This is a genomic window from Pseudobdellovibrionaceae bacterium (assembly GCA_015163855.1).
GTDB lineage: Bacteria > Bdellovibrionota > Bdellovibrionia > Bdellovibrionales > UBA1609 > JAAOIH01.
In genome coordinates, this window is the sequence record JAAOIK010000048.1 from 1 (window position 1) to 10,112 (window position 10,112).

The window sequence follows — 10,112 nt, forward strand, 5'->3', positions numbered from 1 at the left end:
CCCCTCTATGGCTCGCGAAATCATTTTTGCTTCGATGGGCTCGTTATCAGGCAAGTTTAAAGTGTTCATAATTTTTTGTATGCGCTCGCCATTAAAAATACGCATTAAATCGTCTTCTAAAGATAAGTAAAAGCGCGTTGCTCCCTTATCCCCTTGTCGACCAGCACGACCTCGTAACTGATTATCAATTCTGCGCGACTCATGCCTTTCTGTTCCAATAATGTACAAACCACCAGCCTGCAAAACTTGCTCTTTTTCTTTTGCGCAAATAGTTTCGTATTTTTGTAAAAGATCTTTTGCAACTTCGGGCTGATTAGCCGCCGCAGAGTCTAACTGTGCCAAACTTTCTGGGTTTCCACCAAGAACAATATCTGTTCCCCGCCCAGCCATATTAGTGGCAATCGTCACTTGCCCAAGCCTACCTGCCTGCGCCACTAGCTCTGCTTCTTTTTCGTGAAACTTTGCATTTAGTACATAATGTTTAATGCCTTCTTTTTTTAATAAATTACTTAATCGTTCCGACTTATCAATGTTAGTGGTTCCCACAAGTATGGGCTGGCCTTCTGCAGAGCGCTCTTTAATGTCTTTAGCCAAAGCCGAATATTTTGCAAGCTCTGTTTTATAAATAACATCATTGTTATCTTCTCTTGCAATGGGCCTGTTTGTTGGAATTACCGAAACATTTAAATCATAAATCTTTTTAAATTCCACAGCCTCTGTATCTGCAGTTCCTGTCATTCCCGAAAAGGTTTTGTACATTTTAAAATAGTTTTGAAAAGTAATAGAAGCTAAGGTTTGGTTTTCGCTTTTAACACTAACCCCTTCTTTGGCTTCAATGGCTTGGTGCAATCCATCACTCCAACGCCTACCTGCCATTAATCTTCCTGTAAATTCATCGACAATAATAATTTCATCGTTTTGAACAACATAGTCTGCATCTAATTTAAATAAATGGTGAGCTTTTAAGCCTTGGTAAATATGGTGAAGCAAATCTATGTTTTGAATGTCGTATAAATTACCCACTCCCAATAAATTTTCGGCAGTTTTGTTTCCTTCTTCGGTTAAAGTGGCACTTTTTGTTTTTTCTTCAATAACAAAATCTGCTGTCATTTTTAGTTTAGGAATAACTTTATTAATTTCATAATACTTATCTACAGAGTCCTCCGACGGCCCTGAAATAATTAATGGCGTTCTTGCTTCGTCAATTAAAATAGAATCGCACTCGTCAACGATGGCAAAGTTTAGTTTTCTTTGTACATAGTCTTTTAAGTCAAACTTCATATTGTCTCTTAAATAATCAAAACCAAATTCATTATTAGTACCGTAAGTAATATCTGCTGCATAAGCCTTTTGTCGTTCTTCGTCTGATATGTCGGCCACAATAGTTCCCGTGGTTAAGCCTAAAAAATGGTATAGTTTTCCCATCCACTCACAGTCACGAGCCGCTAAATAATCATTTACCGTTACCAGGTGGGCACCTTGGCTGGTTAAACCATGCAAGTACATGGGCAAGGTGGCCACTAAAGTTTTTCCTTCTCCCGTTTTCATTTCTGCAATAGCCCCTCGAGATAAAATAATTCCACCGATAATTTGAACATCATAGTGACGCATATTTAACACTCTAAAAGCCGCCTCTCTGCACACGGCAAAAGCCTCTGGCAATAGGCTTTCTAAACTTTCTCCCTGTTTCCATCGCTGGCGAAACTCTTCTGTTTTTGCCTGCAAAGCTTTGTCATCTAGTTTTTGTATTTTTGGTTCTAAACTATTAATGCTGTCTAAAATAGGCTGTAATTGCTTCATCTCTCTTTCGTGATGAGAGCCTAAAATTTTCTTAAGTATTAACGACCACATTATATAACCTTTTAGTGCAACCTCATTTTACGGCAGCAGTATTTCATCACTAGTTTATGTATTTTCTTTCTTTATTCAATCTCATTTTTTCTTTTCATAAAATTAAATATAAAACCCTCGTTAAAACTTTATCTGCCGAATGACCTCAGACAATACCATGGCCACCGTGTTGGATAAATTATAACTTCTAACGGGGCCAAACATGGGGACAGTTAGTACTTGATCCTTATGTTCATTTAACAAAAACTCTGGCAAACCTTTTGTCTCCTTTCCAAATATAAGAAAACTCCCTGGGCTTAAAGAGGCTTTATAAAAAACTTTTCCTTGTTTTTTAGACAAAAAATAGAGTTTATCCTCGGCGGTTCTAAAAGATAAAAACTCCTTCCAGTTTTCATAAATTTGATGGTCCAAGTATTGCCAATAGTCTAGTCCTGCCCTTTTTAAACTTTTATCATTTAACACAAAACCAAAAGGCTTAATGAGGTGTAACTTTGCCCCCATTCCCACACAAAGACGGCCAATGTTTCCTGTATTTTGAGGGATTTCTGGCTCAAGCAACACAACATGGCAATGGCACTTTTCTTTTGTGACTTTCATAAGCACTATTTTGCTGTAACAGAGCTTGGCTGTCGACTTTCTATTACAGAAGACTTTGCCTTAAAGACACGGCCTTTCTTTTTTAACTTCACCACAAAAAGTAAACTTAACTTATCTTTTAAACGCTTTTTATCCTCTTGCGCTTCGGCCAACCGAAGGGCCCTGGTATACAGACGACTGGCCTTGCCCAGTTTATTAAAATGTTTATAAACATCCGCCAAATGCTCGGCAGACTCTAAAAAAGGGGCTTTGTTGTAGGCTAACTCTAAATAGTTTTTTGCCTGTTTGTAGTCGCCTTTTTTAAAAAATAACCAACCTAAAGTATCTAGCACAAAAACATTATTTGGCTCTAGTTGATGAGCCTTAGTGGCTAAAACTTCGGCTTGTTTAAGATGCACGCCTGCATCTGCCCATTTGTAGGCCACATAGTTAAGCACATCTACAAAGTTTGGAAAAACTTGTATCATTTTTTGAGCAAAATCTAATGCCTTAACAAATTGTTTTTGCTCTTCGTAATGTAAAACTAAAAAATAACTTAAACTTTTTTTTGTTTTTTCTGTTAAAGTTTTTTGGGTAAGACTTTTTTTTAAAAATTGTTCTGCCAATAATGGGCCGTTCTTTTCTTTTATTAACAAATAGTATTTAGCTTGAGTTGCCTCTTGATAATAAGCGCTTTGGATAACAATTTTTGCAAAAGTGTTTTTTGCTTTTTCAAATTGTTGCGTTTCTTTATACATTAACCCTAAATAAAACTGTACTCTATCTAGCTGAGGGTCTGTTAGTAAAATTTGCTCTAACAAAGTGGTGGCTTTTTTATATTGCTTTTCGGCAATGTACAACAACGAAACTTGAAATTGAAAGCCTAAGCCTTTTGCTCCTGCCCCAAGTAAGCTTTCGGCCTGAGCCAAAGCTTTTGTAGTTTCTTCTTTTTCTACATAAATAGTAAATAGCCTTTGTAATACTAGGTAAGTCTCTGCAACGCGGTCTTTATATTTTAACAATAGCCCTAACTCTTTTTTCGTTTTTTTCTGTTTTTTATAAAAATCGGCTAATGCAAATAATAAAAATAACTCTGCATTCACTCCCGAGTTTAAAGAATTTTTATATACTTTTTCTGCTTGTTTCCACTTTTTTTGAGCCTCTAAGGACTGTGCCAAATAATACTGCGTTTCGGATAAAAATCTTTCTTCTTTAAAGCGCACTTTTTTTGCTAACTTAACTACTCTTTGAAAATGTTTTTGCAAAAAAGCTAAGCGTACCTGTGCAAATAAAACCTCGTCACTTTTAGGCATAACTTTGTAAATTTTTTCTGCAGCTTTATAAGACCCTAGTGCCTCGTACACCACTGCTTTTAACCCCAAAAGGCTAGGCTCGTTGGGGTGAGCTTGCAGCAAGACATCTATGCGGTCTATCCCTTTAGATAAATCACCATGCTCTAAAAACAGCTCCACTTCTCTGATTTTTAAAGGCAGGCTGCCGTTATCATATAATAAGGTATTTTTGATTTGTAATAATGACTGTTTGTCCTTTCCTTGCAGACTAGATAGCTCTGTTAATAAATAGTGGTAGCTAGATTGTTCTTTTAAATAGGCTTGGTCTATGCGTCTGTCGGTGACCTGTTTTTTACTAGTAGCTGCCTTATTAGAAACCCAAGAGGCCGTGGAACAAGAAGAAAGAAAAATTGATCCAAAAAAATACAATAGCAAGCTATATTTATTCATTACTATTTCATCGGCAAAATAATAATTTTTACAAAGGAAAAAATGATAAAAACTTACAATCTAGCTTGGAAAAATGAAATCTGCTTGACAAAAAAATGACCAAATGATTAGGTGCGGTAATATTGGTTTTTCTAACGCGACTTTAAGGCAGTGTTGACCCAATAAAACGGTATATAATTCAAACTGGAGGCTAGCTTGAACCCTAAAAACACAGAAGACAAAATCATTAAAAGATACCGCAACCGAAAATTATACGATACCAAGCAGAGTTGCTATGTAACCTTACACGACATTGCTAAAATGATCCGCAAAGACGAGCCCATTCGTGTTATTGATAACAGCAATAAAATGGACATTACAGCCTCTACTCTTACACAAATTATTTTTGAAACCGAAAAAAAAATTGGCATTTACCCTCCTTTACAAACTTTAAGACAAATTATTCAGCACGAAAAAGGCAACCTATCTAATTTCTTAGCAAAGCTAGGGCTTTTTGATAAAAAAGATTTGTCCAATCAACAAGCACCTAAACCGCAAGAAAAAATACAAAGCCATTTACAAAGCGGCAACACAGAAGCCTCGGCAAACAGTGGGCACAGCGAAGACAATATGTCTCAGCCAACCATTTTGCCTAACTCTAACAAAAGCTTAGGCGGACCTTTATAAGCCCGCTTAAAGGCGTTTTGTTCCGTTAATTTCTTTACAGACTGGTTCTGGTTTTGCAGTTAAACACGCTATGTCCACCGCAGTTTGTTTAAGCAACAGCCAACTTAGTTTTAAATATTTTCAAAAATATATTAAAAATGATGTAGAAGAAGTGTGGGTTGTTGCCTTAAATAGCCACAAAAATCCTCTTAAAACACAATGCATTTTTAAAGGAACTGTGGATTGCTGTATTTTACACCCTCGAGATATTTTTCGCTTTGCTTATAAAGAAAATGCCTCGGGAATTATTATTGCGCATAATCACCCCAGCCAATACCCACAGCCTTCCAAAGAAGATGTTTTAATTACCAAAAAATTAAAAAAGGCTAGTTACTTTTTAAACTTGCCTTTAATTGATCACATTATAATTAGTGCTACAACTTACTTTAGCTTTGCCGATAATGGCTGGCCAAAAAACTATTCTTCCTCTTCTTCAATTAAAATCGGCCTGTAAGTTCTTCGTTGCCTTATGCTAATAACCTGTAGCTGATCATTTAATTTAATGTCATAACCCGCTTGTCTGGCTTTTTTTAAATACTCTCTAACAAAATGTTTTTTATATTCTTTTGTTTCCTCTATGGATAACTGCCTATCTGCTGCAGAACTTAACAAAGCTTGTTCTAAAGAGTTTTGTGTGTCGTCAAAATTTTGCTCTTTGTCTAATCGTAAAACTTCATCAATCACAGCCTCGTCCACAAATTGATTCTTTTCCAAGGGCGTTGCTTTAAAAGTAGAAGCCGTTAGCCTTTGCCCTTTTTTTGCCACAACATTTTTGCTCTCTGCACTGTTTTTTACCACGGCATTATCTTGCGAGGCAAACTCCACCAGCAACATATAAAAAATAAAAGTAAAAGTGCAAAGTAAAATAATTTTCATTAACTGCCCCTTCTTCTAAAGTTTATAAGCCTGGAAAATCCTTAACCAACTTATGCCTAATTAAATCCTCATCAACTGAATCATCCCAGTCAGAAAAGTCATTACATGGGTTATTGCTAGAAAAACGGCCACAGTCTGCTGTGTCAGAACCTTCCCTGCCTTCGACATCTGGTTCTGGGCTTATGTTGGTGACATCAGTAACATATTCTGTGTACTTATCCCGAGTATTCCACTCTCGAACATATACATTAATTTGCTGTAAAACTTCATAGGCTTCATCTAAACACAAAACGCGATAAGCATCATTGCCTATAGGCAAAGGGTCCCCGCTGTTATCCGCTATGGGGTCTATTGCCCTTGGAAGTTTAGAGTTACTAGAAGGGGTGGTGAGTTTCCCGTTAATTCTAATGCTCCTAGAACGAAAGTGTGGGTGCGTTTTCGTTTTCTCAGTGGGAGTACTAGAATTTAATGCTCCTGTATAAAAATTAGCAGCAAAGACATTGCCTCGAGACTTTTGATCAACGGGTGGTAAAATGGTTATTTGTGTTTTTAGTCCGCCACTTTCAACACTATGAAAAACGCGTGCGGGTGTTGTATGACCATCTTTTTCTTTTTGTGGCCAAGAATTAGTTGTTGCAGGGCCAGAAATACATGCACTCAAATCGCCGCCCCACTCTTGCCCTGCTTGGGCAGTCCTTTGAGGTTTCTTGCCACTCTCAATAACAGTGATTGTTAAACTGTAGCTCCCTAAACAACAGTTAGGGCCTTGAGAATTGGTATAATCATATGCGCAAGATAAAACACCTGCTGCTGTGTCCAGACTTGCCTCTTTGCCACACCCTTCCACACAACGATATGTGGTTCCTGCCTCCGTTATAGTTTGGGTAATAGCCACAGACTCAGGCCCCTTGCCTACCTCGTAATTATAGTACCAGTAATTATCTAGTGCTACATATTTACACATTTGTGGGGGAACATTAATCTCTAGTTTTAATCCCTGTAAGTGACTATCTAATTCATTAATTTCTACCAAACAAGTTTTGCTTTCACTAGTAATTGGCGTTTTGCTTTCACTATTAATTGGTGATGCATCAATGGTACAGCCTTGGCTTTTAATATCATTACTTAAACCAATATTAAAAAAATGTTCAAACAGTTCGTATTCCACATTGCCTCCCTTTAAAGGAGTAACGCTCATAAATGGTAAAGTGACCGTGCCGCCACTATCTCCTGAACCCAAAAATAAATCTTTATCTGCTTTTTTTTCTTCAACAGAACAAGAACAGGCTATTAATAATAATGCACTAATCAACAGTCGTGATAAACGAAACATATAAGCCTCCCGAAGCTATAAATATAGTCGGAAGACGGTGTATTAATGTTTATGAATTTTTTTGCTTTAATGCAAAATAGGACAAAGGTTAGTGCTGACTAAAAGGCCTAATACGGTTGAGCCAAGTGCTTTAATAATTCAATTTCTCTAACAATTTTTCCAGCTCCTAAAACCACGCAAGACAAAGGTTTTTCGGCAATACTCACTGGCAATCCCGTTTTTTCTCTTAGTAAAACATCTAGGTTTGCAAGCAATGCTCCCCCTCCTGTTAAAACAATACCATGGTCCACAATGTCGGCCGCTAACTCGGGAGGAGTTTGCTCTAAGGCGGCCCTTACTGCTTCTATAATTCTAGACAAAGGGTCAGCCAAGGCCTCTAACATATGAAGGCTAGAAACTCTTACAGTTTTTGGAGCGCCCATCATGGTGTCGCGCCCTTTTATTTCTAAAAACCTTTCTTCTTCAAAAGCATAAGCGTTACCAATATTTATTTTTAAATCTTCTGCGGTTCGCTCTCCAATTAATAAATTAAACTTGCGCCTAACATAACTAATAATAGCTTCGTCAAACTTATCTCCCCCTACCTTAATAGATTTGCAATAAACAATTCCTCCTAAAGAAATAATTGCAATTCCCGAAGTTCCTCCACCAATATCTACAACCATAGAACCTGTGGGTTCTGCAATGGGTAGGTTAGCACCAATGGCTGCGGCCATGGGCTCTTCAATTAAATACACTTCGCGAGCTCCGGCAGATAAAGCCGATTCTTTTACCGCTCTTTTTTCTACCTGAGTAATTCCATAAGGTACGCATATTAAAATACGAGGGCGAATAAAACTTCTTCGCACTTTAGTGGCTTTGGTAATAAAATATTTAAGCATGTCGCCGGTAATTTCGAAATCTGCAATAACGCCATCTTTAATAGGTCGAATGGCTTCCATACTTCCCGGAACACGGCCTAACATTTTTTTTGCCTCTACCCCCACTGCAAGCACCATGTTGGCACTGCCCATGCCTCGTTTTTGCACTGCAACCACAGAGGGCTCGTTTAGCACTACTCCTAAACTTTTATCATACACCAAGGTGTTTGCTGTACCTAAATCAATAGCCAAGTCATTACTAAAATACTTGCTGAAATTTTTTACGATGTTAAAAAGGCTCATATCTTCTCCTAAAAATACATTTAAAAGACTTTTGGCAAAAATGTAAAGCTTTTCTAAAGAATAAGAAAAGCTAAAAAAATTGGCTCAGGTGGAGGGACTCGAACCCCCGACAAGGTGATTAACAGTCACCTGCTCTACCAACTGAGCTACACCTGAAAAGCTAGCTCAGTATGAAAATTTATCTTTTATTAGTCAAGAATAAAATTTTATTAAAGCCTTCTTTTAACTGAGGAGATAAAAACATTTTATTCTTCCAAGTAAAGGCAAGTGTCGCTGTTTTATAAAAGCACTGCTTGCCCTTATTAATAAAAGTCACACAAAATAAAAGTTTTTTGCCTTGCTCTTTTTTTGCTTCTGCAACCTTGGCAATATTAAAAATATTTAATCGACAATACTTTGCCAGCCACCTTTCCATAAATAAAGAATCTATAGCGGTGTTGTTTAAATACCATTTAAAATTTTTATTTTTTATAACTTTCTGGCCTACATTTAACTCAATCACCCTAGTGCTACACCAAAACAAAGTTTGCTTTACCAGTTTTGCTGTTAAGGGCTCTGTTTTGCTTAGGCGTACCGCCGATTGGCTAACATTAAGCAGGCTGTTAATTCCTTTTTTAAATTTAGGCTGTGTTAGCTCGTGTTGCAAAAATATAATGGCCAACAGCAAGAAGGTTAAAATAAAAAGTGGTCTTCTGTAAGTTTTTTTTGAAGAAAATTTTGGGCGGTGAAAAAAAGAGCGCATAATAATTATTAAAGTGTTGGTGCGCCTGGATGGATTCGAACCACCGACCTCATGATTCGTAGTCATGTGCTCTATCCAGCTAAGCTACAGGCGCAGTGCTTTTTAATTATATGACTATGAAAGCGTGGTCAAGTTTTTGCTTATACACAAAAGGGGCGCTGACTTGAAGAGTACTTGATTCACACCTCGGCCTGTGGCATCTTAAAGTCACTGGTTAATTAACCTGTGGAGAAGTGGGTGAGTGGCTGAAACCAGTGGTTTGCTAAACCGCCGTGCGGGTCAACCGTACCGAGGGTTCGAATCCCTCCTTCTCCGCCAACGCCTATGACAAGTAAAACTCATGACACAGCAGAATGGTTAGTTAAAGATAGCAACGGCCAAATTACAGGTCCTTACAGTACCGAAGAAATTACCTCTAACATAAAATCGGGCCAATATACCGAGCAACATCTTATTGCCAATAGCCTTACTCTACAATGGTCTCCTTTGGGAAAAAACAAAGTCTTTCACGGCCTGTTTTTGCAAAAATCTATAGAGCTGGCCCGACAAAAAAAACACAAAGTCTCTACCGAAGAAGAGGAAAGTTTAGTTAACTCTTTAGCTGATGAACTAAAAAGCTTTGACACCAAACCTTTTCAAAAAGAAGAGCCCCAAGTGGCTTTGCCCAACAGGTCTACTTTTAAAAAGCCAAACCTAAACTCTAAAAAAAAGTCGCCAAAAAAAAGAAAGGCCTATAAACCTTCTAAAAAAACCATTCCCCTAGAGTCGAGAAAAAAACTAATTAACCGTAACAAAAGAACGGTGCTTTTTTTACTTCTTGTTAGCAGCCTTAGCTTTGTAATATACACCCTATTGTTTGAGCCACAAAGTATTACAAAACCTAGCTTATTGCATTTACGGTCGCCCAACTTTGCTAGCAAAACCGCTTATGACGAAAGTGCTTTTCAAAATTTATTACAACTTTCTTTAAAAAATTTTCAAGCCGATTCTTTTTCTCAATATATCAAAACGCAAAATTATTTAATTCAAGCCATACAAATGAAGCCTAGAGAGAAAACTTTATATAGCTTTTTGTGTCTTACCTATTTAGAACTATGGCCTTACACTTATAGATCTTTTGAAGA

General features: G+C 37.4%; 10 protein-coding genes and 3 tRNA genes. 4 read left to right on the plus strand and 9 right to left on the minus strand.

What is annotated here, in order from left to right:
* The 3 genes from secA to HAW63_05715 all read right to left on the minus strand — a co-directional run.
* Positions 1 to 1,851 (minus strand): preprotein translocase subunit SecA (secA, locus tag HAW63_05705; protein ID MBE8163463.1); only part of this gene is annotated, 1,851 nt, incomplete at its 3' end.
* 120 nt (positions 1,852 to 1,971) lie between these two features.
* Positions 1,972 to 2,448, minus strand: coding sequence for a tRNA (cytidine(34)-2'-O)-methyltransferase (locus HAW63_05710; GenBank protein ID MBE8163464.1), 477 nt, complete (start codon positions 2,446 to 2,448; stop codon positions 1,972 to 1,974).
* A gap of 5 nt (positions 2,449 to 2,453) precedes the next feature.
* Positions 2,454 to 4,169 carry a hypothetical protein gene (locus HAW63_05715; protein MBE8163465.1) on the minus strand — a complete coding sequence of 572 codons (1,716 nt, stop codon included), beginning with the start codon at positions 4,167 to 4,169 and terminating at the stop codon, positions 2,454 to 2,456.
* A 183-nt stretch (positions 4,170 to 4,352) separates the two neighbouring features.
* Between HAW63_05715 and HAW63_05720 the strand changes: the two genes are divergently transcribed.
* A complete protein-coding gene (locus HAW63_05720) occupies positions 4,353 to 4,835 on the plus strand; it encodes a regulator for granula-associated protein (GenBank protein ID MBE8163466.1) in 483 nt (160 codons plus the stop codon).
* 70 nt (positions 4,836 to 4,905) lie between these two features.
* On the plus strand, positions 4,906 to 5,328 hold the full coding sequence (locus HAW63_05725; GenBank protein MBE8163467.1) for a JAB domain-containing protein: 423 nt from the start codon (positions 4,906 to 4,908) through the stop codon (positions 5,326 to 5,328).
* Here HAW63_05725 and HAW63_05730 read toward each other — a convergent pair.
* From HAW63_05730 to HAW63_05755, 6 genes are all read right to left on the minus strand, one after another.
* A complete protein-coding gene (locus HAW63_05730; GenBank protein MBE8163468.1) occupies positions 5,292 to 5,750 on the minus strand; it encodes a hypothetical protein in 459 nt (152 codons plus the stop codon). The genes HAW63_05725 and HAW63_05730 overlap by 37 nt on opposite strands.
* A 22-nt stretch (positions 5,751 to 5,772) precedes the next feature.
* Positions 5,773 to 7,083: a hypothetical protein gene (locus HAW63_05735; protein ID MBE8163469.1), complete on the minus strand. Its 1,311-nt coding sequence runs from the start codon at positions 7,081 to 7,083 to the stop codon at positions 5,773 to 5,775.
* Positions 7,084 to 7,190: 107 nt separating this feature from the next.
* On the minus strand, positions 7,191 to 8,246 hold the full coding sequence (locus HAW63_05740; protein MBE8163470.1) for a rod shape-determining protein: 1,056 nt from the start codon (positions 8,244 to 8,246) through the stop codon (positions 7,191 to 7,193).
* Between the two features lie 80 nt (positions 8,247 to 8,326).
* A tRNA-Asn gene (locus tag HAW63_05745) sits at positions 8,327 to 8,402 on the minus strand.
* 22 nt (positions 8,403 to 8,424) lie between these two features.
* Positions 8,425 to 8,988, minus strand: a complete 564-nt coding sequence (locus HAW63_05750; GenBank protein ID MBE8163471.1) for a hypothetical protein — start codon at positions 8,986 to 8,988, stop codon at positions 8,425 to 8,427.
* A gap of 17 nt (positions 8,989 to 9,005) precedes the next feature.
* Positions 9,006 to 9,082 (minus strand) — tRNA-Arg (locus HAW63_05755).
* 133 nt (positions 9,083 to 9,215) lie between these two features.
* On the opposite strand from HAW63_05755, the gene HAW63_05760 reads away from it, so the two are divergent.
* Both HAW63_05760 and HAW63_05765 read left to right on the plus strand, forming a co-directional pair.
* A tRNA-Ser gene (locus HAW63_05760) sits at positions 9,216 to 9,306 on the plus strand.
* Between the two features lie 6 nt (positions 9,307 to 9,312).
* The coding region (locus HAW63_05765; GenBank protein ID MBE8163472.1) for a hypothetical protein at positions 9,313 to 10,112 on the plus strand (800 nt) is incomplete at its 3' end.